General features: G+C 71.9%; 23 protein-coding genes and 1 tRNA gene. 13 read left to right on the plus strand and 11 right to left on the minus strand.

What is annotated here, in order from left to right:
* Window positions 1-21: 21 nt before the first annotated feature.
* The 4 genes from ACQPXD_RS52175 (at window position 22) to ACQPXD_RS52190 (ending at window position 4,271) form a co-directional block, all read left to right on the plus strand.
* Window positions 22-1,536: a complex I subunit 4 family protein gene (locus ACQPXD_RS52175; RefSeq protein WP_432831984.1), complete on the plus strand. Its 1,515-nt coding sequence runs from the start codon at window positions 22-24 to the stop codon at window positions 1,534-1,536.
* Window positions 1,533-3,053 (plus strand): NADH-quinone oxidoreductase subunit N, encoded by a 1,521-nt coding sequence (locus ACQPXD_RS52180; RefSeq protein WP_432831986.1) that lies wholly within the window; start codon window positions 1,533-1,535, stop codon window positions 3,051-3,053. Before ACQPXD_RS52175 ends, ACQPXD_RS52180 begins: the two co-directional genes overlap by 4 nt.
* 65 nt (window positions 3,054-3,118) lie before the next feature.
* A complete protein-coding gene (gene htpX / locus ACQPXD_RS52185) occupies window positions 3,119-3,994 on the plus strand; it encodes a zinc metalloprotease HtpX (protein WP_432831988.1) in 876 nt (291 codons plus the stop codon).
* 118 nt (window positions 3,995-4,112) lie between these two features.
* Window positions 4,113-4,271 carry a hypothetical protein gene (locus ACQPXD_RS52190; RefSeq protein ID WP_432831990.1) on the plus strand — a complete coding sequence of 53 codons (159 nt, stop codon included), beginning with the start codon at window positions 4,113-4,115 and terminating at the stop codon, window positions 4,269-4,271.
* Window positions 4,272-4,401: 130 nt separating this feature from the next.
* Here the strand turns inward: ACQPXD_RS52190 and ACQPXD_RS52195 are convergent, their stop codons facing one another.
* Complete coding sequence (locus tag ACQPXD_RS52195) at window positions 4,402-4,896, minus strand: YajQ family cyclic di-GMP-binding protein (protein ID WP_432831992.1); 495 nt, start codon at window positions 4,894-4,896, stop codon at window positions 4,402-4,404.
* Between the two features lie 102 nt (window positions 4,897-4,998).
* On the opposite strand from ACQPXD_RS52195, the gene ACQPXD_RS52200 reads away from it, so the two are divergent.
* The 4 genes from ACQPXD_RS52200 to ACQPXD_RS52215 all read left to right on the plus strand — a co-directional run bounded on the left by ACQPXD_RS52200 (window position 4,999) and on the right by ACQPXD_RS52215 (window position 7,413).
* Window positions 4,999-5,079 (plus strand) — tRNA-Tyr (locus ACQPXD_RS52200).
* 293 nt (window positions 5,080-5,372) lie between these two features.
* A complete protein-coding gene (locus ACQPXD_RS52205) occupies window positions 5,373-5,870 on the plus strand; it encodes an NADH-quinone oxidoreductase subunit B (RefSeq protein ID WP_432831994.1) in 498 nt (165 codons plus the stop codon).
* On the plus strand, window positions 5,867-6,442 hold the full coding sequence (locus ACQPXD_RS52210; protein ID WP_432831996.1) for an NADH-quinone oxidoreductase subunit C: 576 nt from the start codon (window positions 5,867-5,869) through the stop codon (window positions 6,440-6,442). The genes ACQPXD_RS52205 and ACQPXD_RS52210 overlap by 4 nt, the downstream gene beginning before the upstream one ends.
* Window positions 6,442-7,413, plus strand: coding sequence for a complex I subunit 1/NuoH family protein (locus tag ACQPXD_RS52215; RefSeq protein ID WP_432831998.1), 972 nt, complete (start codon window positions 6,442-6,444; stop codon window positions 7,411-7,413). Before ACQPXD_RS52210 ends, ACQPXD_RS52215 begins: the two co-directional genes overlap by 1 nt.
* Here the strand turns inward: ACQPXD_RS52215 and ACQPXD_RS52220 are convergent.
* The 3 genes from ACQPXD_RS52220 to proB are packed head-to-tail and all read right to left on the minus strand — an operon-like array spanning window position 7,379 to window position 11,220.
* A complete protein-coding gene (locus tag ACQPXD_RS52220; RefSeq protein ID WP_432832000.1) occupies window positions 7,379-8,806 on the minus strand; it encodes a pyridoxal phosphate-dependent decarboxylase family protein in 1,428 nt (475 codons plus the stop codon). The two genes, ACQPXD_RS52215 and ACQPXD_RS52220, sit on opposite strands and share 35 nt — an antisense overlap.
* Window positions 8,781-10,103 carry an MFS transporter gene (locus ACQPXD_RS52225; RefSeq protein WP_432832002.1) on the minus strand — a complete coding sequence of 441 codons (1,323 nt, stop codon included), beginning with the start codon at window positions 10,101-10,103 and terminating at the stop codon, window positions 8,781-8,783. Before ACQPXD_RS52225 ends, ACQPXD_RS52220 begins: the two co-directional genes overlap by 26 nt.
* 16 nt (window positions 10,104-10,119) lie before the next feature.
* Complete coding sequence (gene proB, locus ACQPXD_RS52230; protein ID WP_432832004.1) at window positions 10,120-11,220, minus strand: glutamate 5-kinase; 1,101 nt, start codon at window positions 11,218-11,220, stop codon at window positions 10,120-10,122.
* A gap of 52 nt (window positions 11,221-11,272) precedes the next feature.
* Between proB and ACQPXD_RS52235 the strand changes: the two genes are divergently transcribed.
* Window positions 11,273-11,572: an MGMT family protein gene (locus tag ACQPXD_RS52235; protein WP_432832006.1), complete on the plus strand. Its 300-nt coding sequence runs from the start codon at window positions 11,273-11,275 to the stop codon at window positions 11,570-11,572.
* A gap of 605 nt (window positions 11,573-12,177) precedes the next feature.
* Here the strand turns inward: ACQPXD_RS52235 and ACQPXD_RS52240 are convergent.
* Window positions 12,178-12,945, minus strand: a complete 768-nt coding sequence (locus ACQPXD_RS52240) for an SDR family NAD(P)-dependent oxidoreductase (protein ID WP_432832008.1) — start codon at window positions 12,943-12,945, stop codon at window positions 12,178-12,180.
* A gap of 86 nt (window positions 12,946-13,031) precedes the next feature.
* On the opposite strand from ACQPXD_RS52240, the gene ACQPXD_RS52245 reads away from it, so the two are divergent.
* Window positions 13,032-13,610: a TetR/AcrR family transcriptional regulator gene (locus ACQPXD_RS52245; RefSeq protein ID WP_432832010.1), complete on the plus strand. Its 579-nt coding sequence runs from the start codon at window positions 13,032-13,034 to the stop codon at window positions 13,608-13,610.
* Between the two features lie 816 nt (window positions 13,611-14,426).
* Here ACQPXD_RS52245 and ACQPXD_RS52250 read toward each other — a convergent pair.
* The 5 genes from ACQPXD_RS52250 to ACQPXD_RS52270 are packed head-to-tail and all read right to left on the minus strand — an operon-like array spanning window position 14,427 to window position 20,686.
* Window positions 14,427-15,224 (minus strand): squalene--hopene cyclase, encoded by a 798-nt coding sequence (locus ACQPXD_RS52250; protein ID WP_432832012.1) that lies wholly within the window; start codon window positions 15,222-15,224, stop codon window positions 14,427-14,429.
* A gap of 44 nt (window positions 15,225-15,268) precedes the next feature.
* Window positions 15,269-16,447: an adenylyltransferase/sulfurtransferase MoeZ gene (gene moeZ, locus ACQPXD_RS52255; RefSeq protein WP_432832014.1), complete on the minus strand. Its 1,179-nt coding sequence runs from the start codon at window positions 16,445-16,447 to the stop codon at window positions 15,269-15,271.
* 41 nt (window positions 16,448-16,488) lie between these two features.
* On the minus strand, window positions 16,489-17,457 hold the full coding sequence (locus tag ACQPXD_RS52260) for a DUF3152 domain-containing protein (protein ID WP_432832016.1): 969 nt from the start codon (window positions 17,455-17,457) through the stop codon (window positions 16,489-16,491).
* 6 nt (window positions 17,458-17,463) lie between these two features.
* Entirely contained in the window at window positions 17,464-18,495 is a 1,032-nt protein-coding gene (locus ACQPXD_RS52265; protein ID WP_432832018.1) for an alpha/beta fold hydrolase, read from the minus strand.
* Window positions 18,496-18,541: 46 nt separating this feature from the next.
* The gene (locus ACQPXD_RS52270; protein ID WP_432832020.1) at window positions 18,542-20,686 is read right to left on the minus strand and encodes a hypothetical protein; all 2,145 of its coding nucleotides are present in this window, start codon (window positions 20,684-20,686) and stop codon (window positions 18,542-18,544) included.
* 89 nt (window positions 20,687-20,775) lie between these two features.
* Here ACQPXD_RS52270 and ACQPXD_RS52275 point away from each other — a divergent pair, with 89 nt between their 5' ends.
* Together ACQPXD_RS52275 and ACQPXD_RS52280 are read left to right on the plus strand one after the other, a co-directional pair.
* The gene (locus tag ACQPXD_RS52275) at window positions 20,776-21,414 is read left to right on the plus strand and encodes a TetR/AcrR family transcriptional regulator (protein WP_432832022.1); all 639 of its coding nucleotides are present in this window, start codon (window positions 20,776-20,778) and stop codon (window positions 21,412-21,414) included.
* A 69-nt stretch (window positions 21,415-21,483) separates the two neighbouring features.
* The gene (locus ACQPXD_RS52280) at window positions 21,484-21,717 is read left to right on the plus strand and encodes a DUF3107 domain-containing protein (RefSeq protein WP_432832024.1); all 234 of its coding nucleotides are present in this window, start codon (window positions 21,484-21,486) and stop codon (window positions 21,715-21,717) included.
* Window positions 21,718-22,811: 1,094 nt separating this feature from the next.
* Here ACQPXD_RS52280 and ACQPXD_RS52285 read toward each other — a convergent pair.
* Window positions 22,812-23,483 (minus strand): ferritin-like fold-containing protein, encoded by a 672-nt coding sequence (locus tag ACQPXD_RS52285; protein WP_432832026.1) that lies wholly within the window; start codon window positions 23,481-23,483, stop codon window positions 22,812-22,814.
* A 234-nt stretch (window positions 23,484-23,717) separates the two neighbouring features.
* Between ACQPXD_RS52285 and ACQPXD_RS52290 the strand changes: the two genes are divergently transcribed.
* Window positions 23,718-25,373 (plus strand): DEAD/DEAH box helicase, encoded by a 1,656-nt coding sequence (locus ACQPXD_RS52290; RefSeq protein ID WP_432832028.1) that lies wholly within the window; start codon window positions 23,718-23,720, stop codon window positions 25,371-25,373.
* Window positions 25,374-25,406 lie beyond the last annotated feature (33 nt).

Raw genomic sequence — 25,406 nt, forward strand, 5'->3', positions numbered from 1 at the left:
CCGGGAAATGGGGGTGGCGCGGTGACCGCCGGACAGACCTTGCTCCTCGCGGCGCTGCTGCTGCCCGCGATCGGGGCGGTGCTGGCCGCCGGGATGCCGGCGCGGCTTGATCGGGCCGGGCGGATCGGCGGCACGGTGTTCGCCGCGGCCACGGCCGGTGTGGTCGTCGCGCTCGGCCTGTCGCGGACCCCGGGGCCCGGCGTGCGGCGGATCGAGCCGTTCGCCGAGATCGACGTGCCCTGGGCGCCGGCGCTGAGCCTGCGGTTTCACATCGGCGTCGATGGCATCTCGTATCCGCTGGTCGCGCTGACCGCCCTGCTCACCGTGCTCTGCTGTGCGTACTGTCTGTGGCGCGTGCCCGAGCCGGGGCGGGGACGGCTGCTGGTGGCGCTGCTGCTGGTGCTGCAGGCCGGGATCACCGGGGTCTTCCTCGCGCTCGACCTGGTGCTGTTCTTCGTGTTCTTCGAGGTCGTGCTGCTGCCGATGTATGCGGTGATCGCCGTGTGGGGCGGCGCCGATCGGCGGCGGGCCGCGCGGAAGTTCGTGCTGTACACGCTGTTCGGGTCGGTGTTGCTGCTCGTCGGCGTCTTCGTGGTGGTGTCCGCGACGGGGACCGGCGACCTGGTCGCGCTGAGCGATCCCGCGGTCCGGCCGATGTCGGCCGGGCTGCAGCTGCTGGCATTCGTGCTGCTGGCGCTGGCCTTCGCGGTCAAGAGCCCGCTGTGGCCGCTGCACACCTGGCTGCCGGACGCACACACCGAGGCGCCGACGGTCGGATCGGTGATGCTGGCCGGGGTGCTGCTGAAGATGGGCACCTACGGGCTCCTCCGGGTCGCGGTGGGCGTGGCGCCGGACGGCGCGGCGCGCAGCGCTCCGGTGCTCGGGGCGCTGGCCACGGCCGCGATCCTGGTCGGTGGCCTGGTGTGCCTGGCGCAGACGGAGCTCAAGCGGCTGATCGCGTACTCCTCCGTGGGGCACATGGGGTTCGTCCTGCTGGGGGTGGCCACACTCACGGCCACGGGCATGCAGGCCGCACTGATCGGCAACATCGCCCACGGCATCGTCACCGGCCTGCTGTTCTTCGTCGCCGGCGCGATCAAGGACCGCACGCACACCGGCGAGCTCGACCGGCTCGGCGGCCTGCGGGAGACGGCTCCGGCGCTGAGTGGCGTGCTGGCGTACGCGGCGATCGCGTCCCTGGGCCTGCCGGGGCTGGCCGGCTTCTGGGGCGAGGCGTTCGCGGTGGTGGCCGCGTTCGAGCGGGGCGGTCCGCTGTGGACGGCGCTCGGGGCGCTGGCCGCGGTCGGCGCGGCGCTCGCGGCCGCGTACTTCCTGCGGCTGCTGCGGCGGGTCACCCACGGACCCGCGGTGCCCGCCGTGGCCGGCCTGGGGACGACCGCCCGGCTGGGGACCGGCGAGCTGGTCGCCTGGTCGCCGCTGATCGCCCTGGCCCTGGCCGTCGGCGTCGCGCCGGCGCTGGCCCTGAACTGGTCCGGCGACGCGATCGCCGCCCTGGCGGGGGTGTTCGGCCGATGAGCATTGATCACGTTGCTTTGATCCCGGCGTACATCGCGGCCGGGACGGCGCTGCTGGCGCTCGTGATGGATCTGATCGTGCCGGGGCGGCGGGGGCCGGTGATGGTTGTCACCGCGCTCGGCATGGGCGGGACCGCGGCGGCGGCGATCTGGGCCGGCGTCGCGGGTGAGCATCGCGCCTCGTTCTGCGTGGGGCCGGACCGGTGTTCGCTGGTGCTCGATCCGGCCGCGGCGATCGCCACCGCGGTGTTCGCGGCGCTGGCGCTCGGCGCGCTGGCGCTATCGGTGCCGCTGCTGCGGACCGGGCAGGTGCCGGTCGGGGAGTACTCCTTCTTACTGGCGGCGTCGCTCGCCGGGGCCGTGGTGCTGGGCGGTGCGCGCGACCTGATCACGCTGATCGTGGCGCTGGAGACGCTCACGCTGCCGCTATACCTGCTGGTGGGGCTGCGGCGCGGCAACCGGGACGGCGCGGCGGCGGCGGTGACGTTCTTCGTCGTGAGCGTGGCGTCGACGGCGGTGGCGTTGCTCGGGGCGGCGCTGGTGTTCACGGCGACCGGCGGCGTGCACTTCGGCGACATCGCGGCTGGCCGGGTGGTGCCGGAGGCGGAGCCGCTACTGAAGGTCGGCGTCGTGCTGTTGCTGACCGGGCTCGCGTTCAAGGTGGCGGCGGTGCCGGCGCACGCGTGGGCGCCGGCGACCTATGACGGGGCGCCGCTGCCGGTCGCCGCGTACCTGTCGACCGCCTCGAAGCTGGGCGGCGTGGTGGCGCTGCTGCTCGTCGGGGTGTCGGCGGCGCGGCCGGTGCTGGCCACGTCCGGGTGGACGCTGGCGGTGCTGGCGGTGCTGAGCATGACCGTCGGCAACCTCGTCGCGCTGCGGCAGCGCCGGATGGTGCGGCTGCTGGCCTGGTCGTCGGTGGCGCAGGCCGGGTATCTGCTGGCGCCGCTGGGCGCGCTGATCGCCGCCGACGGGGTGACGCCGCTGCTGGTCGCGGCCGTGGTCGGGTACACCTTCTTCTACGTGGTGCTGGAGTTCTCCGCGTTCGCGGCGCTGGTCGCGGTGCGCGGGGCGGGCGACGGCGGGGCGATCGCCGACTACCGGGGGCTGGCGCGGCGCTCGCCGTGGCTGGCCGCGGCGCTCGTGCTGGCGCTGGCCGGGCTCGCGGGGCTGCCGCCGGGGCTGGCGGGGCTGTTCGCGAAGGTGGCGGTGGTCCGGGCGCTGCTGGGCGGGGATGCGACCTGGCTGGCCGTGGTCGTGGCGATCAACGCCGTGATCGGGCTGGCGTACTACGTGCGGGTCGGCGCGGGGCTGTTCGCCGCCGGGCCAGAGGCCGACGGGGCCGGCACAGTGGCGTACCAAACAGGAGAAAACGGCGCGGCGCAGGGCGAAAACCTGGGTGAATCGCGTCGGCGGGTGCCGTGGCCGGTTGCGACGGTTGTAGGGGTTGCGGCCGTTCTCGGGGTAATCGTCGGGTTTGGGCCGGAGCTCGTCATGCGGGCGGCGGGTGCGTTTGGATGACGCTTTCAGCTAGCTCACAGCTAGCACCGGGAAGGTATACGGCGCGTCGCGCTGTTATTGAAGACATGCAGCACAGGCATTTCAACGGCGTGAAAACGGCGGCCCTCCTCGGGCTGCTGACCTCGCTGATCCTGCTTGTCGGCTACTGGCTCGGCGGTAGCACCGGTCTGGTCATCGCCGTGTTCCTGTCGCTGGCGATGAACGCGTTCAGCTACTTCTACTCGGACAAGATCGCGTTGCGCGCCATGAACGCGCAGCCGGTCAGTGAGGCGCAGGCGCCGCAGCTGTACGCCATGGTGCGTGAGCTGGCGACGTCGGCCGGGCAGCCGATGCCCCGGCTGTACATCAGCCCGACCCGGCAGCCCAACGCATTCGCCACGGGGCGCAATCCCCGCAACGCCGCGGTGGCGGTGACCTCCGGCATCCTCGACATGTTGACGCCTCGCGAGCTGCGGGGCGTGATCGGGCACGAGCTCTCCCACGTGTACAACCGGGATATTTTGATCTCAAGCGTGGCGGGCGCGCTCGGCGGCATGATCACCATGCTCGCCAACCTGGCGATCTTCCTGCCGATCGGCGGGTCGAACGACGACGAGGACGGCCCGGGCATCGTCGGGCTCCTGCTCATGCTCATCCTGGGCCCGCTGGCCGCGACGATCATCCAGCTGGCGATCAGCCGGAGCCGCGAGTACGAGGCCGACGAGTCCGGCGCGCGCCTGACCGGCGACCCGTTGGCCCTGGCGAGCGCCCTGCGCAAGATCCACCGCGGCACACAGGCGCTGCCGCTGCCGGCCGACTCCCAGCTGGCCAGCCAGGCGCACCTGATGATCGACAACCCACTGAAGGGCGGCGGCCTCGCGTCGCTGTTCTCCACGCACCCGCCGATGGAGCAGCGGGTGGCGCGGCTGGAGGAGATGGCCGGGGTCAGCAGCCACCGGTAAGGCCGCGCGCAAGCAGCACAGGGCCCGCCGTATCCCGGCGGGCCCTGTCTTATATGTGGTCGGCGCCGGTCACTCGGAGGGCTGACCGGGAGAGCGCTCCCGTGTAGGGTCACGCACCATGGCCCGCCCGATCTTCGCCGTGCTCACCGACCCCGACGGTACCGGCGAGCACGACATCGAGATCCGCCACGCCGACAGCTTCCTGCTGGTCCGCGCCGAGGAGCCGCCGGCCCGCCGGGTCGACCCCATCGATCGCGACCCATCGAACATCGACTAGGCTCCATCTATGGGCGCCGTCAAGCCGTGGCACATCGCCGTCTGCATCTGCGTGGTCATCGTCGCCGTGGTCGCGCTCGCGATCGTGGTACTGGTCCAGCGCAACCGCGGGCGGCGCTGAACCAGCCACGTCAGCGGTAGTTCGTGAACTGCAGGGCGATGCCGAAGTCCTCCTGCTTGAGCAGCGTGATGACCGCCTGCAGGTCGTCCTTCTTCTTGCCGGTCACCCGCAGCTGATCGCCCTGGATCTGCGCCTGGACCCCCTTGGGCCCTTCGTCGCGGATCTTCTTGGAGATCGCCTTGGCCTTGTCCGACTCGATCCCCTGCACGATCCGAGCGTCGATCTTGTACGTCTTCCCCGACGCCCGCGGCTCGCCCGCGTCCAGCGACTTCAGCGAGATGTTGCGCTTGACCAGCTTCTCCTTGAAGACCTCGAGCGCGGCAACCACCCGCTCCTCGGTCTCCGCCTGGAGGGCGACCGTCTCCTCCCCGGCCCACTTGATCTCAGCCCCGGTACCGCGGAAGTCGAACCGCTGCGCCAGCTCCTTCTCAGCCTGGTTGAGCGCGTTGTCGACCTCCTGCCGGTCGACCTTGCTGACGATGTCGAACGAGGGTGCCGAAGCCATGGCAGACGCTCCCTGTTACTGCGTGCGTTGGACGGATGTGGGCGTGCCGAGGGTACCCGTTTGCATTGCCCCGGGGTCCTACCGCTATTCTGGCTTGCGCCAGGCGGGTTGCCCGAGCGGCCAATGGGAGCGGACTGTAAATCCGTCGCGAAAGCTACAGAGGTTCGAATCCTCTACCCGCCACGTCATGGGGCGGCCCCTGCTCATCGGCGGGGCCGCTTTCGCCGTTCGTGACGTGGGGGCCTCGCGCTCGCTTCGCTCGCTCCAGGCGGGGGCTTCGCCACCCGCGCCCCCGATCCGGTGGGTGCTGTCCGTGGTCGCGTTCGGGGTTCGTGGTTGCTCGCTGCCGTGTCGATGTTGGGTGGTACATCCGGATTGCCGCCGTCGCGCCGGTCTTGCGTTCAGTGCGTTCGGGCTTGGTGCTCTGGGGCTGTTGGGGCGGTAGCCGCTGAGGTGAGCGGCGGTAGGGTGTCGGTATGGCCGGTGTGGTCGGGGATCCGATCAAGTTTGTGCTCAACTGGGGGCGGCGGTACTCCCTGTGGGTGTTCAACTTTGGGCTGGCCTGCTGCGCCATCGAGTTTATTGCTACGTCCATGGGGCGGCATGACTTCATGCGGCTTGGGGTGATTCCGTTTGCTCATGGGCCGCGGCAGGCGGACCTCATGGTGGTGTCGGGGACGGTGACCGACAAGATGGCGCCGGCGATCAAGCGGCTCTATGACCAGATGCCCTCGCCCAAGTATGTGATCAGTTTTGGGGCCTGCAGTAACTGTGGGGGGCCGTACTGGGACTCGTACTCGGTGACCAAAGGGGTTGACCAGCTCATTCCCGTTGACGTGTACGTGCCGGGGTGTCCGCCGCGGCCCGAGGCGCTGCTGCACGGGATCATGCGGTTGCAGGAGAAGATCGCGGACGAGCCCTCGCGGTTCGGCCGGGACGTGCGGGGGCTTACCGCGCCGCCGGTGCGGCCATGACGCCTGATGAGCTTGGGGCGCGGCTCGTCTCGGTGTTGGGGGACGGGGGTGTCGCCGGCTCGAGCGGTGGGGGGAAGTTCGCTCGGGCGACCGTTGACGTGCCGGTTGAGCGGTGGGCTGAGGCGGTCGCCGCCGCTCGCGACGCGTTGGGGTGTGACTTCTTCGACTGGCTTTCCGCCGTGGACGAGCTGCCTGGTGGGTTCACGATCGTGGCGCATGTGTGGTCGGTGGCCCAGAAGCACGGGGTGTTGGTGAGGACCTCGCTGCCTCGGGAGGCGGCGGTCGTGGACAGCGTTGTGGAGGTGTTTCCGGGGGCAGCCTGGCATGAGCGGGAAACCCACGAGATGTTCGGCATTTCGTTTGCCGGGCATCCTGGGCTGGTACCGCTGCTGCTTCCACCGGAATTCGAGGGGCATCCGCTGCGCAAGGAGTTCGTGCTGGCGGCTCGGGTGGCCAAGCCGTGGCCGGGGGCCAAGGAGCCCGGCGAGAGCGAGCACACCGTCAGCAAGCGGGCGCCGATGCGGCCGCCGGGCGTTCCTGATCCCGGCGAGTGGCCGGGAGGGCGGGGGTGATGCCCGTCTGGCTGGAGCTCGCGATCCGGGTGCTGGCGGTCGTCGTCGCCTTCCTGACGTTGCCGCTGGTGGTGGGGCAGACCGAGCACAAGGTCATGGCGCACATGCAGGGGCGGCTCGGGCCGATGTACGCCGGGGCGTTTCACGGGTGGGCGCAGCTCGTGGCCGACGGTGTGAAGTTCGTGCAGAAAGAGGACATCACGCCGCGGGCGGCCGATCGGCCGGTGTTTCGGCTGGCGCCGGTGGTGTCGTTGTTGCCCTATCTCATCGTGCTGCTCGTCATTCCGCTCGGGCCGCACGGGCTGGTGGCGCAGTCGCTGGATATCGGGCTGTTCTTCGTGCTGGCCGTGGTCGGTATCGGCGTGGTCGCGGTGCTCATGGCGGCCTGGTCGTCGGCGAACAAGTATGCGCTGCTCGGTGGGTTGCGGGCGGCGGCCCAACTCCTGGGCTACGAGCTGCCGTTCATTCTTTCGGCGCTCTCCGTCGCCATGGCCGCGGGCACGCTGTCGCTGTCCGGGATCGTCGAGGCCTGGCGGCCCTGGTGGTTGGCGTGGCAGCTGCCGGCGATGGTGGTGTTCTTCGTGTCGGGGCTGGCCGAGATTCGCCGGCCGCCGTTCGACATGCCGATCGCCGACTCCGAGCTGGTGTTCGGCTACATGACCGAGTACACGGGGCTGCGGTTCGCGTTCTTCCTGCTCGCGGAGTACGTCGGGATCGTGGTCATCTCGGCGTTGACCACCGTGCTGTTCCTGGGCGGGTGGAAGGGGCCGTTCGGGCTGGACGACCAGCTCGGGTGGGCCTGGACGCTGATCAAGGTGTTCCTGGTGTCGTTCGTGGTGATCTGGGTTCGCGTCTCCTACCCGCGGCTGCGGGAGGACCAGCTGCAGCGGCTGTGCTGGCTGGTCCTGGTCCCCGTCGCGCTGGGTCAGCTCGTGCTCACGGCCGGGGTGAAGGTCGCTGCAGGAGGCTGAGGAACGCGACCAGCAGCCGCTCCCGTACCGCCGGATCCACGACATTCAGCAGCGTGTTCACGACGGCCATCCGCTCCGGCAGTGCGCCGCCCGAGCCTAGGCCGAGCGCGCCGGCCAGCTGGTCGACGCCGGCCGAGGCGAGCAGGTCGAGGATTCCGTCGGGCAGTTGGACCGGGCCGTGCGCGCGGGCGGCGGCGACCGCCTCGGCCAGGTCGGCCTCGAACTCGGCGACCCTCGGGGCCACGGCGGCGGTCACCGTCAGGTGCATCGACGGGGGGATCTCGCCGTGGCGGAACTGGGGCTGGGTGTGCCAGCCGCGCGCGGCCAGCTCGTCGGCCAGCACGAACAGGTCGACGCCGGTGGACATGAAGGCCACGACCGTTGATTCCCGGGGTACCACAGCCAGGTCTTCGATCTTTTCGACCGCTCCGGCGATGGCTCTCGTGGCGTCGCGCGTGCGCTCGGCCAGGGCCAGGTAACCGTCGTCGCCGATGTGGCGCAGGGTGGCCCACGCCGCGGCGATGGGACCGCCGCTGCGGGTCGAGGAGATGACCGGGTTGACCATGGTGTACCCGGGCCAGTCCGCGTAGCCGAAGTATTGCGGCGCGCGCAGCGCCTCGGTGCGGTGCAGCAGGACCGAGACGCCCTTGGGGGTGTAGGCGTACTTGTGCAGGTCGACCGAGATGCTCGTGACGCCCGGCACGGACAGGTCGAACGGCGGGATCGGCTCGCCGAGGCGGCGCAGGTAGGGCAGGGTCCAGCCGCCGAAACACGCGTCGACGTGGCAGCGCACGCCGGCCGCGGCGGCCGCGGCGGCGATCGGCTCGACCGGGTCGATGAGGCCGTGCGCGTAGGACGGCGCGGAGCAGGCGACCAGCACCGTGTCGGGGGTGATCGCGGCGGCCACGGCGGCCGGGTCGACGCGCAGGGTGTGCGGGTCGACGGGGATCGTGTCGAGGGCGATCCGCAGGTACGCGGCGGCCTTGGCCAGCGCGGCGTGCGCGGTGACCGGCATGACCAGCCGGGGCGCGGCGATCTCCGGGTGGGCGTCGCGGGCGGCCTTCACCGCGAGGATCAGCGACTCGGTGCCGCCGCCGGTGACGCTGCCGACGGTGTGCTCGTCGCCGCCGAGGACCTGAACCGCGGCGCCGACGAGGTCGTTCTCCATCGCCAGCAGCGACGGGAACGCGGTCGGGTCGAGGCCGTTGACGTGCGCGGACAGGGCGTGGGCGGCGGCGGCCAGCTCGTCGAGGCCGGGCAGTCCGGGGTCGTAGACGTAGGCGAACAGCCGGCCGCCGTGGGTGGGCAGGTCGGCGCCGCGCATGGCGCGCAGCTCCTCGAGGACCCGCTCCGCCGGGATGCCGTGCTCAGGCAACGCGCTCATGGATCTCACCCTCCTGCGCCAGTCGCTCCTCGTCCAGGTCGTACCCCCGCAGAGTGAACAGCGCCAGGGCGACGACCACGGCCGGGATCACGGTGAAGCCGAGCAGCACGCCGAGGCGCGCGGTGTCCGTCTGGGCGGCGGCGGTGCCGGAGTCGCTGGAGACGTACCCGAACGCGGCGAGCACCAGCGCGAAGATCCCGGGGCCGAGCGCGAGGCCGAGCGTCTCGCCGGCCGTCCACAGGCCGGTGAACACGCCCGCCTGGCGCCGGCCGGTGCGCCGCGCGTCGTACGCGATGCAGTCGGGCAGCATGGCCAGGCCGAAGACCTGCTGGCCGGCGTAGCCGCAGCCGACCAGGCCGGTGATCGCATACACCGCGGCGGCCGGCAGCACCGGGGCGAGGCCGATGAGGGCGGCGGCGACCGCGAAGACGAGTGAGGCGGCGATGTACGCCTTGAGCTTGCCGATCCGCGCCCCGACCCGCGACCACAGCGGCATGACCAGCAGCGCCGGGCCGACGAAGCACGCGAACAGCACCGTCGCGCCGGTGTCCGGGTCCTTGAGGACCTGGGTGGCGAAGTAGCTCACCCCGGCGAGCATGGTGCCGATGCCGGCGGCCTGGACGATGAAGCAGACCAGCAGCCTGGTGAACGCGCGATTCTCCCGCGCGGTGCGCAGCTGGCGGCCGAGGCTCGCCTCGCTCTCCAGCACCCGGCCGGTGGGGGCGCCGCGGGTGCCGAGGAAGCTGCCGGCCGTACCCACCAAAATGAGCACCGCGACGAAGATGCCCATGGCCCGATGGCCAGGAATGCCACCGCCGAACTGCTTGGTGACCACCGGGGCCAGGGCGCCGGAGACCAGGATGGCGACCGCGAGCAGCGCCACCCGCCAGGTCATGAGCCGGGTCCGCTCGGTGTAGTCGTCGGTCATCTCGGCCGGCATGGCGACATACGGCACCTGGTAGAACGCGTAGGCGGTCGCGGTGGCCAGGAAGGCCAGCGCCACGTAGACCCCGCTGCGCACCGGCGCGGCGAAGATCGCGGCGAACAGCAGCGCGACCGCGATGCCGCCGGCGAGCAGATACGGCCGGCGGGCGCCCCACCGGCTGCGGGTGCGGTCGGAGATCCGCCCGGCGACCGGGTTGATCAGCACGTCCCACGCCTTCGGCGCCAGCACGAGCACGCCGGCGACGCCGGCGGTGACGCCCAGCGTGTCGGTGAGATACGGCAGGAGCAGCAGGCCGGGCACGGTGCCGAAAGCGCCGGTGACCAGCGAGCCCAGCGCATACCCCACCCGAACGCGATTCATGGTCCTGGGATGCTACCTACAGCAGGACCAAGTCGTCACGGTGGATGACCTCGCGCTCGTAGGCCGGCCCGAGCTCCGCCGCCAGCTCGCCCGTCGAGCGGCCCAGCAGCGGCGGCAGCTCGGTGGCGTCATAGTTGACCAGGCCCCGGGCCACCGGCATGCCGGCCGTGTCGACCAGGTCGACCGGGTCGCCGGCGGCGAACCGGCCGTCGACGGCGGTGATGCCGGCCGCGAGCAGCGAGGCGTGGCCGCCGACGACCGCCCGCACCGCGCCCGGGTCCAGGTGCAGGCGCCCGCGCGGGGTCGTGGCGTGGGCCAGCCAGAACAGCCGGGCCTGGGGCCGCTCGCGCTGGCGGTGGAACAGCGTGCCGACCGGATCGCCGGCCAGGACCTCCGCGGCGTGCGGGGCCGAGGCGAGCACGACCGGGATGCCGCTGGTCGTGGCGATCCGGGCGGCCTCGACCTTGGTAACCATGCCGCCGGTGCCGACGCCGGCCTTGCCGGGGCGGCGGATGTCGATGCCGGCGAGGTCGTCGAAGGAGCGCACGTCGGTGATCGCCCGCGAGGCCGGCAGCGACGGGTCGGCCGTGTAGAGCCCCGCGACGTCGGACAGCAGGACCAGCAGATCGGCGTGCACCAGGGCGGCGACCAGCGCGGCGAGCCGGTCGTTGTCGCCGAAGCGGATCTCCTCGGTGGCGACCGTGTCGTTCTCGTTGACGATCGGGATGGCCTTGAGGTCGAGCAGCCGGCGGAGCGTGCGATACGCGTTGCGGTAGTGCGCCCGGCGGGTCACGTCGTCGACGGTCAGCAGCACCTGGCCTACGACCCGGCCGTGCCGCGCGAACGCGTCGTTATACGCCCGCATGAGCAGCCCCTGGCCCACGCTCGCGGCCGCCTGCTGGGTGGCCAGGTCGCGGGGCCGCCGCGGCAGCCCGAGCGGGGCCAGCCCGGCCGCGATAGCGCCCGACGAAACCAGCACGACCTCGGCCGGCGCGGCGGCCAGCGCCTCGACCAGGGCCTCGACGCGCCCCTCGTCCAGCCCACCGGCCGTGGTGGTCAGCGACGACGACCCGACCTTGACGACGATCCGCCGAGCCTGCGTGACCTGTTCCCGCACGGGGCCAATCTTGCCGCGTGGCCGGCGGCGCGGCGTTGTAGGTTCCCATATCGTGGCCGACGAGGAGTACACCGAGCGGGTGCTCGCCCTGGTGGAGCGGATCCCGCCGGGGCGCGTGATGTCGTACGGCGCGATCGCCGAGTACCTGGGCCAGGGCGGACCGCGACAGGTCGGCTCGGTGATGGCCCACTACGGCGGGGGCGTGCCGTGGCACCGGGTCGTCGCCGCGAACGGCCGCCTGGTGCCCGGCCACGAGGCGGAGGCGCTGCGCCGGCACCGCCGCGAGGGCACTCCCCTGCGCGGCGAAAAGATCGACATGCGCAGCGCCGCTTGGTGGCCGGACCAGTCCTGAGGCCGATATTTTCGGCCGAAGCCAAAACAGATGGCTCGGGCCGCGTCACTTGCAGACCGTCGCTCCCGCCAGACACCGCTCGGGCCTGGCGGCCCTCCCTGCCACGCCCGCGGCACCAAGGACACCCGATAAGTCGGGCGCTCCGCGCCACGACTTATCGGATTTTTCGCCTGACGGGGCATTTGTCGGATTCAGCGTCCACAAGTCTCCGCGATCATGCGACTCCCACTGTCACACGGTCGGGTTTTCCATGATCCTGGAGCCTTTTGGTACCTATGTGTACATAATTCTTCCGGGATCATGAAAACGCGTGGTGCGGGTGGCGACTTCGGCATGATCGCGGAGAGTTCCGACCGCGCGGCCCAATGGGATCAAGTCGATCGGGCCCGCGCTGCCACCCGACGCCTCAAATGGCCAGTCGATCGGGCCCGCGGCTGCCACCGACACCTCAAATGGCCCCGTCGATCGGGCTCGTGGATGCCACCGACGCCTCAAATGGGCCAGTCGGTCGGGGCTCGCGCCGGCGCCCGACGCCTCAAATGAGCCAATCGCGGCGCACTTTACCGGACATATCACGATTTTTCGTGATGCCGGCAGCGGCGCGGTTAAGCGGATGTGCGGGCCGAGGCGTGGGAGGTCGCCGCGGTCAGCCCGCCGTCGACCGGGAGCGTCGCGCCGTGGATGTGCGAGGCCTCGTCGGAGGCCAGGAACAGCGCCGCGGCAGCGATCTCCTCGGCCCGGGACATGCGGCGGCTCGGCACCCCGGCGACGAGGCGCTCCAGCATGGGTAGCCGGTCGGCGGCCCACTCGACGACCGTTGGGCCGGGGGCGATCGTGTTGACGCGGATGCCGTACGGCCCGAACTCCGCCGCCCAGGCGACCGTCATCGCGTGCAGGGCGGCCTTGGTCGCGCCGTAGAGGGCACTGCCGGCCATGCCGGTCAGGGCGTTGATCGAGCCGATGTTCACGATGGCGCCGGTACCGCGGGCGAGCATCTTCGGGGCCAGGGCCGCGGTCAGCAGGTAGGGCGCCTTGATGTTGGTCGCCAGGGCGGCGTCGACCACGTCCTCCGGGGTGTCGGCCGTCGGGCGGCCGCCCACCAGGTACGCGGCGTTGTTCACCAGGATGTCGATCTCCCCTACGGCGGCGGCGAAGTCCTCGATGGCGGCGCGGCCGGCGGACAAGTCGGCGGCGATGAACGTGGCCCGGCCGCCGGCGTCCGCGATCGCCTGTACGACGGCGGCGCCGAACTCGGCGCGGCGGCCGCTGACGATGACGTGGGCTCCCTCGGCGGCGAACCGCTCCGCGATCGCGCGGCCGATGCCGCTGGTCGATCCGGTGACGAGGGCGGTGCGGTGGGCGAGACGGCTCATGTGGTACCAACTCCTGAATGGACTGAACGGTCCACCCAACGTAGCACTCAATGGACCAGGTGGTCCACTTGCCTATGATGGAGGTCATGAGCGCCGGCCTGACCCGCAAGGGCATCGCGACCCGCGACCGGATCGTCACCGGCGCGGCGGCGCTGCTGCGCGAGCGCGGGGTCGACGAGGTGTCGCTCGACGACATCCGGGCCGCGACCGCGACCAGCAAGAGCCAGCTGTTCCACTACTTCCCGGAGGGACGCGCCCAGCTACTCCTGGCCGTCGCGCAGCATGAGGCCGCATCGGTACTGCACGATCAGGAGCCCGAGCTCAGCTCCCTCGGCCCGCCCGCTACTTGGACGGCGTGGCGCGACGTGGTGATCGCCCGGTACGAGGCGCAGGGCACCCGCTGTCCGCTCGCGGCCCTGACCCGGCAGCTGGCGCCGAGCAACCCGGAGGTACGCCCGATCGTCGCCGACCTCCTCACCACCTGGCGCGCCCGCCTGACCGAGGGCGCGCGCCGCGCGAACGCCGCCGATCCCGAAAAATCGGGCTTTGTCATCCTCGCAGCCGTCCAGGGCGGTGTGAACATGCTGCTGGCCACCGGCGACTCGACCGCTCTCCGAGTCGCCCTGGACGCCGCCCTCGCCGACCTCACCGCACCCGCGGGCTGATCGCACACACGCTGGGCGCGGCGCGGCGCGGCACGGCGCGGCACGGCGCGGCACGGCACGGCACGGCACGGCACGGCGCGGCACGGCACGGCACGGCGCGGCGCGGCGCGGCGCGGCGCGGCGCGGCACGGCACGGCGCGGCACGGCACGGCGCGGCACGGCACGGCACGGCGGGACGGGACGGGACGGGACGGGACGGGACGGGACGGGACGGGACGGTGCGGTGCGGTGCGGTGCGGTGCGGATGTCGCACCCGCCGGGCGCACCCGCCGATCCGCGCGGCCGGACCGGCCGTATGTCTCCGTGATCATGATGCCCGCGGTGACCGCACACCGGGTTTGCCATGATCCCGGAACCTTTCGGTACACAGGGGTACATCACCACTCCACGATCATGAAAAACCGATGGTGTCGACGCCCTGTTACGCATGATCACGGAGACTTCCGGTCGCTGCGCGGTGCAGCGCCCGACGGGTGGGGCGTGATCGCCGACCGCGCCGCAAGTGTCGGGAAGGGCACCACGTGATCGCCGACGGGCATCGCGGCCAGCGGTGCCGGTTCCCGGGCGGCGCTTCCGGTGCCGGGCGGCCGGGCGGCAGAGCACGGCGGCTGCGGGCCGGCCACCCCCGGACCGCCCAGTCGCCCTACCCAGCCCAGCCCAGCCCAGCCCTGCCCAGCCCTGCCCTGCCCAGGCCAGGCCAGGCCGCGATCCAGCCAGTGCAAGGCGTGATCGGCCAGTGCAAGGCGTGATCGATCAGTGCAAGGCGTGATCGGCGAGCGCAGGGCGCAGATCGCGGTCAGCGCAAGGCGCGGACAGTCAGCGCAAGGCGCGGATCGCGGTCAGGGTCGTGTGGACGTTGAACTGGTCGCCGTCGTCGCTGGTCCAGCCGCCGTCGCTGCGCTGGGTTTCCGACAGGCGGCGGCGGGCGGCGCTGAGCAGCCAGTCGTCGGTCGACATGCCGACGCGGCGCAGCGCGGCGAACAGCGACGCCGTGTCGGCGCCCGTCATGTCGGGGACGCGGTCGGCCAGGGTGACCTGGATCTGGGCCGACTCGTAGAACCAGCCCAGGTGGTAGAGCAGCGCGCAGCCCAGCCAACCCGTGACCAGGAACGACGGCCAGCTGCCGTCGGGGCGCAGGGAGGCGCGGAAGGCCTCGGCGGCGCGGGCCAGGCGGGCGGCGTGCTCGTCCTCGTCGCCGGGGGCCGGGCCGCCGACGATGAGCCAGAAGGCGGCGCTGGTGGTCAGATACAGCCGGGCCTCGTCGTCGCCCGGCTGGGCCCACGGCGGGGCGATGCCGGCCAGCGACTCGTCCTCCTCCCACATCCCGTCGGGGCGCTGGCTCTGGCCGAGCCAGGCCAGCGCCCTCCGGGCGGCGGGGCGGTCGATCGCGCCGAGGTCGTCGAGCTCGGCGAGGCGGAAACAGGTGGCGTCGACCGAGGCGACGTGCGCGCCCCAGTAAGCGGGCCAGCCTCCGGTCGAGGCCTGGCCCACCTCCGCCTTCTCCAGCACGTCGGCCGGGGGCGCCTGGCCGGTGCGTAACCAGGCCAGGCGGGCTCGGTCCACGGCGTCGCCGTGGGCGACGACGTAACCGATCGCGGCATCAAGGTCCACCATGGGGCGTACGCTACCGCGCGTCTGGCTTGCCTGCGTCGGTCGCGCTAATACACCGGCAGGGACGGATCGACGGTCTTCACCCAGGAGACCACACCGCCCTGCACGTGCACGGCGTCCTTGAAGCCGGCCGCCTTCACGGCGGCGAGGGCCTCGGCGGAGCGCATGCCGCTCTTGCAATACAGCACGATCTGCCGATCCTGGGGCAGGCCGGCGAGGGCGTTGCCGTTGAGGAACTCGCCCTTCGGCACGAGCCGCGCGCCGGGCACTCGGACGATCTCCCACTCGGCGGGCTCGCGCACGTCGATGAGGTCGATCGGCTTGCCGGAGTCCTGCCAGTCCTTGAGCTCGCTCGCGGTGATCGTCGAGCCGAGGGTGGCGGCCTGGGCCTCGTCGGAGACGGCGCCGCAGAAGTCGTCGTAGTCGATGAGCCCGGTGACGGTCGGGTTCTCGCCGCAGATCGCGCAGTTGGGGTCCTTGCGGAGCTTGATCTTGCGGTACGACATCTCCAGCGCGTCATAGACCATCAGGCTGCCCAGCAGGGTCTCGCCGACGCCGGTGAGCAGCTTGATCGCCTCGGTCACCTGGATCGCGCCGATCGACGCGCACAGCACGCCGAGGACGCCGCCCTCGGCGCAGGACGGGACCATGCCGGGCGGGGGCGGCTCCGGGTAGAGGCAGCGGTAGCAGGGGCCGTGCTCGGCCCAGAAGACCGACGCCTGGCCGTCGAACCGGTAGATCGACCCCCACACATACGGCTTGCCGAGCAGCACCGCGGCGTCGTTGACCATGTACCGCGTGGCGAAGTTGTCGGTACCGTCGATGATCAGGTCATACTGCGCGAAGATCTCCATGACGTTGTCGTTGCTGAGCGCCTCGTTGTGCAGCACGACGTTGACATACGGATTGATCTCGCGGATCGAGTCGCGCGCCGACTCCGCCTTGGGCCGGCCGATGTCGGCCTGGCCGTGGATGATCTGGCGCTGCAGGTTGGACTCGTCCACGGTGTCGAACTCGACGATGCCGAGCGTGCCGACGCCCGCGGCCGCGAGATACATCAGGGCGGGCGATCCGAGGCCGCCGGCGCCCACGACGAGCACCTTGGCGTTTTTCAGCCGCTTCTGCCCGGCCACCCCGACGTCAGGAATGATCAGATGGCGCGAGTAACGGCGGACCTCGTCCACCGACAGGTCGGCGGCGGGCTCGACCAGAGGAGGCAACGACATGGTTCTTATTCTGCCCCGCCGGTGGGGTATTCCCGAGTGAGCTACGGCACTTTGGGTCCCGTGTACCGCTGCCCGTCCACGTATGGCCAGGAGTTCGCCACACAGCCCTTCAGCCCGTACGTCTGCTGCATCATGACCGGCGCGGGACGGCCCGGCCCCGGGCACGCCTCATGGCCGAAGCCGAGCTCGTGCCCCGTCTCGTGGTTGATGACGTACGTCTGGTAGTCCGCCACCGGCGCGCCGTAGTCCGGCACGGCGGTGAGCCAGCGGGCCAGGTTGATGATCACTTTGCCCTCGGTGCGGCAGGAGCTGTACCCGTCGGTGTGCAGCCCGGCCTGCGCGCACATGGCCTCCGACGTGGCCGGCGTGGCCAGGAAGACGGTGAAGTCGGCCGGCCCCTCGCCGGCCACCCGCTGCAGGCGCAGCTGGCCGCCCGCGATCCAGCCCCGCGGGTCGGCGTAGGTCTTCTCGACCGCGGCGGCGAACGCGTCGGCGGTCTGGCCGGCGCCGTTCTCGACCGCCACCCGGTACTTCTTCAGCGCCCCGGCGCCACCCGCGACCGGCCCGTCACTGCCCGCGTACGCGAACGTCCCGTCGCCCTTGGCCGGCCCGGCCTCCGGCGGCGGGTCGGCCGGCTGGGAGGGCGGGGCGAGCATCGGCGCGTCCCGGCGCGTCGGCGCGGTGGACTGCGACGCGTCGCCGGCGAAGAATAGCTGCCGGCCGAGGCCGAGCGCGGCGATCAGGCCCGCCGCGGCCATCACCCCGGCGACGAGATAGCGCTTCCGGCGAGCGTCCTGGCGGCGGCGATGCCGCGCGGCCCGCACCACCTCGCGCGCGGCCACCGGATCGCTGGGCAGCTCATCCGCGGCCCGGACCACCTCGCGGCCGGGCGGACGGGCGCCCAGACTCGCGGCCGGGATCACCTCGGTAGGGTCCTCGGCGCGGTCCGAGGGGTCGCCGAGCAAGGGTTCCGGCTCTCGCCGGCGGTCGTCGGTCAGCCGGCTCGCCATCGATGGTTAGCTTGCCATGCGCACCTGGGCGACGCGCCGCCGGACCTTCTCCTGCACCGGCTTTGCAACCGAATTGTCGGAAATCTCGTCCAACAGCCCGAAAACCGCGCGCGCGACCGATCGCGGCACCTCCATCTGCGCCACGTGGCCGACGCCCTCCAGCATCATCAGCCGGCTGTCGGGGATGAGCTGGGCGACCTGCGGGGCGGTGCGGATGTCCACCAGCCGGTCCTGCCGCCCGGCGATGACCAGCGTGGGCGCGGTGATCCGGGCGGCGGCCCGCCAGATGGAGCCCTCGCCTGGCAGGTACGCCCGCAGGAAGCTGCTGACCAGGCCGCGCAGGCTGCCGACGTACGCCTCGGCGTACCACGGAACCTGGTGACGCAGGCGGGCCTCCTCGATGGCCTCCAGCCGGCGCTGCTCGGGGTAGCGGGTCGGGTCGGCGTAGCAGGAGTCGATCACCATGTCGGCGAGCGCCTCCGGTTCCATCGCCGACATCCGGCGGCCGGCCAGGCGCGCCGCGTTGGGCAGGAGCAGCAGCGGTACCACCCGGCCCTGCAACGAACGGCGCGGGTCCAGAAACGGCATCGCCGGCGAGATCAGCGTCAGCGAGCGGACCAGGTCGGGGCGCTGCGCGGCGGCCTTGACGATCGCGGCGCCGCCCATCGAGTTGCCGAAGAGGTGGACCGGTCCGCGATCGCTGTACTCGATCCAGCGGATGACGTGGTTCGCCATCGCGTCGAGGGTGTAGCTGCGGGCCCGGCCGCTGTAGCCGAACCCGGGCAGGTCGATCGCCTGGCCGTCCAGCGCTACGCCGTCCTGGCGGGCGGCGAGGATGCCGGCCAGGTCGGTCCAGTTGGTCGACGAGCCGCCCAGGCCGTGGACATACACGGCGGGCTCGGCGTTGGGCGACGCGACGGGGGTGTCCCGCACATATGCGACCGCCCCGTCCAGGTCCACCTCTCGCCCCGGCCACCGATCCGGTAGATGCTCAAGTGACGGGACGGTGAACTCTGGAACAAGAGATGCGCGCTTCATCACCCAAGTGTGCCCCGGATATCGGCCGGACACACGATCTTGTGTGCTACGGAAGCAGCGCCTCCAGGCGGCGGTTCACGGCGGCCATCGTGGCGCGAACCACGGCCTGCCGGGAGTCGCCGTCGCCGGACACCACCGCGGAGCCGGTGAGCTGTTCTACGAAGCCGTCGTACATCAGCAGGAGCACGACGACCGCCACCTCGCACCCGCCGAGCGAGACGACGGCGGCGTGCTCGATGTAGCAGCGCGCGCGGACCGAGGCGTCGGCGTCGATGAGCAGCTGGTCGACCGCGGAGGCGGCGGCGAGCGCGGCGAGCTTGAGCATGTACCCGTCGAAGTTCGGCCCGCTGGCCACGCCGACCGCCGGCTGGTTATCGGCGGTGAGGCGGACCTCCACGGTCGCGTCGATGCCCTGCGTGCTCACGTCGACGGACTCGATCACGACCCGCGGGGAGACGATCGAGCCCGGGTTGGGGGTGAGCGCCGGCGGCTTCTGCTCGACCCGGCGCACCCCGGTGCTCACCGGCCGGCGCCGCCGGGCCTCGCGGCCGTAGCTGGGCAGGGCGCTGTGCGGCGCGTTGCGCGCGGGCGGGCGGGGCGGCTGCACGGGCGTGGAGGTGGGCGTCGCGACGGCCGCCGACGGGGGCTCCGGCCGGTCGTCGTCCGGCAGCAGCGGGTTCTGCTCGGCGGACAGGCCCATCGTGTCGTTGAGCATGCGGGCGACAACCCGGCTGACCTGTCCGGCGTCCGCCTCGTCGGCGAGCTCCAGGCGCAACGTGTGCAGGCCGTCCGCGTTCTTGCGCAGGGTCGCGCGGTGCACGCCGCTGACCGCGCGCACCGCGTGCAGCACCGCGTCCATGTCGAAGCCGTCGGGGCGATCGTCCGGGCTCTCCGGCACGCCGTCTTCGTCCTCGCGCAGGTAGTTGGTGATCCGGGTCAGCTCGGGCGCGCCGACGCTGGGCGCGACCGGGGCAGGTGCGCCGACGACCGGCGCCGGCGCACCCATCGCGGTCAGCGGCGGCACGTCGGGCGCGGACGGGATGCGCTGCGGCAGCTCGACCGCCTCGTACGCGGGCTGGGGCATGTCGTCGGCGAACGTCGGCATCACGGGCCCGGCGGCCATCGCGGTGGCGGAGCCGAGCAGCATCGGCGGGAGGGGCCCGACGAGCGGGTCGTCATCGGGGACGCGCTGGGTCGGCAGCGCCTGGGGCGGCGGCTGCGGCGGCAGGGGGTGCGCGGCCGGCTGGGGCACCGGGTGCGCGGCGGGCTGCGGCAGCGGGTGGACGGCGGGCTGCGGCACCGAGTCGTGCTGGGTGGGCGACGCCCAGTCGAACTCCGGCTTCGCCGGCTCCGGCGCCCAGTGCCGCTGCTCGGGCTGATACGGCTCCGGCTGGTAGGGCTCGGGCTGGTAGGGCTCCGCCTTGTACTGCTCGGGCTGATACGGCTCCGGCTGATACTGGCTCTGGTAGCCCCACTGGTTGGCCGTGTGGCTCGCCGCCGCCTGCTGCTCGGCGACCCGGTCGAGCGCCGACTGCGGCGGCTCATACGGGTCGTACTTCGGCTGCTCGAACTCGTAGGGCTGCGGCTGCGACGGGGCGGGCGGCGCCTGGTCGAAGGCGGGCTGGCCGGACACCGGGCGGCGATACTCCCCGGAGTGGTGATCGATCGACAGCCCGCCATAGACAGTGCCGGGCGGCGGCGGGGCGGGGACGCTCTTCGTCTCGCCGGTCGGGCTGGACGTGGGCCAGCCCTGCCCGTCGGGGCCGTAGTGCCCGTAGTGCAGCGTGGAGGTCGGCGGCGGCCCGGAGACCGGCGGGCTCAGCGGGGCCAATATGTCGGAATACGGACTGCGCACCTCGGCGCGGCCCCACGTCCCGGGGCTGCCGTTGCTCCCGTTGCCGTTCAACCCGTTGCCATTGAGACCGTTGCCATTGAGACCGTTGACGCCGTTGCCGTTGACACCGTTGCCGCCCAGGCCGCCGACCGCGGCCCGCCCGGCGATCGCGCCGGTGGCCGGCTCGCGCCAGGCGGAGACGATCGCCTCGAGGGCATCGTCGCTGGGTGCGGCCCCATTGACGGACCCGTCCGGGTATCCGGCCCGGCCTCGTGACTGGGCCGGGTTGGGCCCGAAACCTGCACCAGGGTACGCGTCAGCCGCGTCCGGGCTACCCGCTTGCCCTGTTTCGTCCACCGCACGCTCCTCCGTCGCCCCTAGGTGAGGCTACCGTGTGGGTGGAAAGGGGGTAAGTTGCAATCTCGACCCAAATCCGGATGGTGAACATGACCTCGGCGATGAGCGGCACGCAGGCGGCCGGTCGGCCAGTGCGACTGCCCCGGTCGGCGCGGCGCAAGCAACTGCTCGCCGCGGCACAGCAGGTCTTTGTGGCCCAGGGTTACCACGCCGCGGCGATGGACGACATCGCTGAGCGCGCGGGTGTCTCCAAGCCGGTGCTCTACCAGCACTTTCCCGGCAAGCTCGAGCTCTACCTCGCGCTGCTCGACACGCACTGCGACGCGATGGTCGCCCGGGTCCGCTCGGCCATGGAGGCGACCACCGACAACAAGGACCGCGTGCGCGGGGCGATCCAGGCGTATTTCGACTTCATCGACCATGAGAGTGAAGCCTTTCGGCTGGTTTTCGAGTCCGATTTGCGCAACGATCCGGCCGTGCGGGAGCGCGTCGACCGCGTCGAGACGGGCTGCATCGCCGCCATCACCGACACGATCATGGCCGACACCGGCGTCAGCCGCGCCCGCGCCGAGCTGCTCGCCTCCGGCCTGGTCGGCGCCGCCGAGATCGCGGCCCGCTTCTGGCTGGCCGGCGGCCGCCAGGTGGACAAGGCCGAGGCGGAGAGCCTGCTGACCGCACTGTCGTGGCGCGGCATCGCGAGCTTCCCCCTGCAGGGCGAACACGCCTGATCGCGTTAATCTTCAACCACACTGGGTGTGCGGGTCGATGCACGGCCGCGCCCGATCAAGGAGGAAGACGTGGAGGTCAAGATCGGCGTGCAGTACGCGCCTCGGGAACTGGTGCTGGAAAGCACCCAGTCGCCGGCCGAGGTCGAGTCTGCGGTCACCGACGCGATCAACGGTGGCGATAAAGGTGTGCTGTCCCTGGTCGACGAAAAGGGCCGCCGGGTGATCGTGCCGGTCGGCAAGCTGGCCTACGTGGAGATCGCCGAGTCCTCGCCGCGGCCGGTCGGGTTCTCGGCCGCCCGCTGACGCTGGCCGCGCCGGCCGGAAGGGCCCCCTTCGGGGGGCCTTTTTCGTGCCCCGTTGATGTTTTTTGACTCCGGCCCGCGCAACTGACGACCGTTCCTCCCGTGAGACACCGGGCCGGGGCCCAGCTTCGCTGGCCCTGGCCCTGCCAGCCCCGCGCCGCCAAGAGCAACACGATAAGTCGGGCGCTCCGCGCCACGACTTATCGGACATTTCGTATATGCCAGCTTCGCCAGCACAATGTCTCCGCGATCATGAGCACCCCGCCGCCGCACCACGGGTTCGCCATGATCATGGAGACATTCGGTACACAGGTGTACATCTTCCTTCCGTGATCATGAAAAACCGGCGGTGCCAACGACGCACCCAGCATGATCGCGGAGACTTCTGGTCGCAGCGGGGCGGCCGCCCGCCACAAGCTGCGGCGCAGCGCCGTCGATGCGCGGCTGCACTCGATGGCGGCGCGCCGCAGCGCTCGTTGACCTTGGTCGCATCGGGACGGCGCTCGCCACGACCTGCGACGGAGCGCCAGCGGTGCGCTGCGGAGAGCGGTGCGCCGCGGCGCTCGTCGACCTTGGTCGCAGCGGGGCGGCGCTCGCCATGACGTGCGGCGGAGCACCGGCGGTGCGGCGCTCGATGGCGGCGCTCGATGGCGGCGCTCGATGGCGGCGCGCGGCGGAGGGCGGTGTGCTGCGGTGCTCGGTCGGGTGGCGGTGCGGCGCCGGATCGGTTCCGGCGGCGGCACTGGGGGCGCGGGGCGTGGAGCGTCCTGTCGGTGACGGAGCGTCGACAGCTCACGGAGATGGTTAAAAATCGTGATATGTCCGATAAGTCGTGGCGCGGAGCGCCCGACTTATCGTGTTGCTCTTGGCGGCGCGGGCGTGGCAGGGAGGGCCGCCAGGCCCGAGTGGTGTCTGGCGGGAGCGACGGTCTGCATGTGACGCGGCCCGAGCCATCTGCATTGTGTTCTTGGGACTCGCCTGTCGAGACCGAAGGCGATAAGTCCGGCGCTGGCGCGCCAGACTTATCGCCTTTATCACGATTTATCGGTGTAAAGCCGGACAACGGGGTGCTTCGCGGGTGGCGCGAAAAATTCGTCAGTTGTTCAGGCCTACGGCGTCCATGCGGGCGGTGTGCTCGGTCGTGAGGCGGCGGAGCAGCGCCTGGAAGTCGGTGCCGTGGATCGCGAGCAGGCCGGCGAGCGACGGGCGCTCCCCCGCCACCCGCAGCGCCTGCGAGATGCCCTCGCCGACCAGGCGGCGGGCCCACATCGACAGGCGGTTGGCCAGCTTCGGGTCGATCGCGATCGCGGCGCGCAGCTCGGCGGTGGCGAAGTCGGCGAGCCGCGCGTCGTGCAGGACGTCGAGGATCAGGCCGCGGTCCGGCTCCTGCAGCACCGCGGCCACCTCGCGGGTGAAGTCGTCGGCGATGCCGTCGCCGACGTACGCTTTGGTGAGCCCCTCCAACCAGTCGTTCGGCTGGGTCTGCTCGTGGTAGTCCGAGACGGCGCGCACGTAGGGCCGCATCGCGGCCTCCGGGTCGGCGCCCAGCTCGGACAACCGGTCGGCCAGGCGGCGGTAGTTGCCGATCTCGATCGCCGCCATCTCGCTGAGCACGGCACGGCGACGCAGGTCGGGTGCCAGGCGGGCGTCGACGGCCATGCGGTCGAAGGCGACCAGCTCGCCATAGGCGAGCATGCCCAGCAGATCGACGACCGCCTCCGCGGGCGGCTCGCCGGCGGACTGGGCGGCCGGGGTGAGATCGGACACGTCGGCACAGTACCCCGCCGCATCACGCGGCGCGCTCCACGCGGTACACCGCGCAAATCAGCCGGTTGACCGGTACAATGACCGAAACACCGCAGGGTGGACCCTAGCCCTGGCAACCGGCGCTTGTAGCCCGCGACCACGGTCATCCGGTCGCGTGTGGCCCGCGCCCCACACAGATCGAGCGCACCCGGCAACTCAGGGGCGCTCCCGCGAGAGAGACACCCCGAGCAAAACATGACGATCGACAACACCGAGGCCGCCGAGACGGTGGCCCCCCGCGCACCTGTGCGCGCTGACAGCCCTTCATTCGCCGACCTGGGCGCCCGGCCCGAGACCGTGGCCGCGCTCGAGGCGGTCGGCATCACCCGCGCCTTCGCGATCCAGGAGTATGCGGTGCCGATCGCGTTGCGCGGCACCGACCTGATCGGCCAGGCGCCGACCGGCACCGGCAAGACCCTCGGCTTCGGGGTGCCGCTGCTGGACCGCGTCACCGCGCCCGGCGAGGGCGCCGACGGGCTCCCCCAGGCGCTCGTCGTCGTGCCGACCCGCGAGCTGGGCCTGCAGGTCGCCCGCGACATCGCCGCGGCCGGCAAGACCCGCGGCGTGCGGGTGCTGCCGCTCTACGGCGGCGTCGCCTACGAGCCGCAGGTCGAGGCGCTGCGCAGCGGCGTCGAGATCGTGGTCGGCACGCCCGGCCGCCTGCTCGACCTGGCCAAGGGCAAGCACCTGCGGCTGCACGCCGTGCGCGCGCTGGTCCTCGACGAGGCCGACCGGATGCTCGACCTCGGGTTCCTCGACGACGTCGAGCGAATCCTGACGCTGCTGCCCGAGGAACGGCAGACGATGCTGTTCTCGGCCACCATGCCCGACCCGATCGTGACCCTGGCCCGGCGGTTCCTGCGTCAGCCGATGACGATCCACGCGCACCACGACAGCAACACCGGGCCTTCGCCGCTGACGAAGCAGTTTGTGTACCGCACCCATCCGCTCAACAAGATCGAGATCGTGGCCCGCGTGCTGCAGGCGACCGACCGCGGCCTCACCATGATCTTCTGCCGCACCAAGCGCGCCGCCGACCGCGTCGCCGAGGACCTCGACTTCCGCGGCTTCGCCGCCGCCGCGGTCCACGGCGACCTGGGCCAGGGCGCCCGCGAGCGGGCCCTGCGCGCCTTCCGGGCCGGCAAGATCGACGTGCTCGTCGCCACCGACGTCGCCGCCCGCGGCCTCGACGTGTCCGGCGTCACGCACGTCATCAACTACGACTGCCCGGAGGACCCGGACACCTACACCCACCGCATCGGCCGCACTGGCCGCGCCGGCGCGACCGGCGTCGCGGTGACGTTCGTGGACTGGGAAGACATGCCGCGCTGGCGGATCATCGACAAGAGCCTCGGCATGGACCTGCCGGAGCCCCCGGAGACATACCACACGTCCCCCCACCTCCTGACCGACATCGGCATCCCGGAGGGCACCACGGGTTCGCTGCCGACGGCCGAGCGCAAGCGCGCCGGCCTGTCCGCCGAGAAGCTCGAGGACGTCGAGGGCAAGCCGCGCGGCCGCGGCCGGACCCGTGGCCGGGGTGGCCGCTCGTCCGGACCGTCGTCGACGGCCACGGCCGACACCGAGGCGCCGACCGAGCGCCGCCAGCGCCGTCGCCGCCGCCGCGGCGAGGTCGACGCCACCGAGCACGCGGAGGCCTCGGCCGCCTCGGCCGAGCGGTCCGACGCTTCGGCCGAGCCGACGGAGCCCACCGCGCCCCTGGCGGTCGCCGGCGACGACAACAGCGGCCCGGCCCGCAACCGCCGCCGTCGCCGCCGTGGCGGTCGCGGCCGCGGAAGCGGCGGCGAGTCGTCCGCGGAGCCTTCGGGCGACGCGAGCCCCGAGGCATAAGCCACCGAGGCCGGCCCCGGCCGCAGGATCGCT

Source organism: Dactylosporangium sp. CA-092794, assembly GCF_050948465.1.
Lineage (GTDB): Bacteria > Actinomycetota > Actinomycetes > Mycobacteriales > Micromonosporaceae > Dactylosporangium.

Excerpts from the sequence above, each read along its gene's own strand:
- htpX (WP_432831988.1), top strand. The coding sequence starts at position 3,119 with ATGCAGCACAGGCATTTCAACGGCGTGAAAACGGCGGCCCTCCTCGGG.
- ACQPXD_RS52260 (WP_432832016.1), bottom strand. The coding sequence starts at position 17,457 with ATGGCGAGCCGGCTGACCGACGACCGCCGGCGAGAGCCGGAACCCTTG.
- ACQPXD_RS52180 (WP_432831986.1), top strand. The coding sequence starts at position 1,533 with ATGAGCATTGATCACGTTGCTTTGATCCCGGCGTACATCGCGGCCGGG.
- ACQPXD_RS52215 (WP_432831998.1), top strand. The coding sequence starts at position 6,442 with ATGCCCGTCTGGCTGGAGCTCGCGATCCGGGTGCTGGCGGTCGTCGTC.
- ACQPXD_RS52245 (WP_432832010.1), top strand. The coding sequence starts at position 13,032 with ATGAGCGCCGGCCTGACCCGCAAGGGCATCGCGACCCGCGACCGGATC.
- ACQPXD_RS52290 (WP_432832028.1), top strand. The coding sequence starts at position 23,718 with ATGACGATCGACAACACCGAGGCCGCCGAGACGGTGGCCCCCCGCGCA.
- moeZ (WP_432832014.1), bottom strand. The coding sequence starts at position 16,447 with ATGTCGTTGCCTCCTCTGGTCGAGCCCGCCGCCGACCTGTCGGTGGAC.
- ACQPXD_RS52250 (WP_432832012.1), bottom strand. The coding sequence starts at position 15,224 with ATGGTGGACCTTGATGCCGCGATCGGTTACGTCGTCGCCCACGGCGAC.
- ACQPXD_RS52275 (WP_432832022.1), top strand. The coding sequence starts at position 20,776 with ATGACCTCGGCGATGAGCGGCACGCAGGCGGCCGGTCGGCCAGTGCGA.
- ACQPXD_RS52225 (WP_432832002.1), bottom strand. The coding sequence starts at position 10,103 with ATGAATCGCGTTCGGGTGGGGTATGCGCTGGGCTCGCTGGTCACCGGC.
- ACQPXD_RS52240 (WP_432832008.1), bottom strand. The coding sequence starts at position 12,945 with ATGAGCCGTCTCGCCCACCGCACCGCCCTCGTCACCGGATCGACCAGC.
- ACQPXD_RS52195 (WP_432831992.1), bottom strand. The coding sequence starts at position 4,896 with ATGGCTTCGGCACCCTCGTTCGACATCGTCAGCAAGGTCGACCGGCAG.
- ACQPXD_RS52190 (WP_432831990.1), top strand. The coding sequence starts at position 4,113 with ATGGCCCGCCCGATCTTCGCCGTGCTCACCGACCCCGACGGTACCGGC.
- ACQPXD_RS52265 (WP_432832018.1), bottom strand. The coding sequence starts at position 18,495 with ATGAAGCGCGCATCTCTTGTTCCAGAGTTCACCGTCCCGTCACTTGAG.
- ACQPXD_RS52205 (WP_432831994.1), top strand. The coding sequence starts at position 5,373 with ATGGCCGGTGTGGTCGGGGATCCGATCAAGTTTGTGCTCAACTGGGGG.
- ACQPXD_RS52210 (WP_432831996.1), top strand. The coding sequence starts at position 5,867 with ATGACGCCTGATGAGCTTGGGGCGCGGCTCGTCTCGGTGTTGGGGGAC.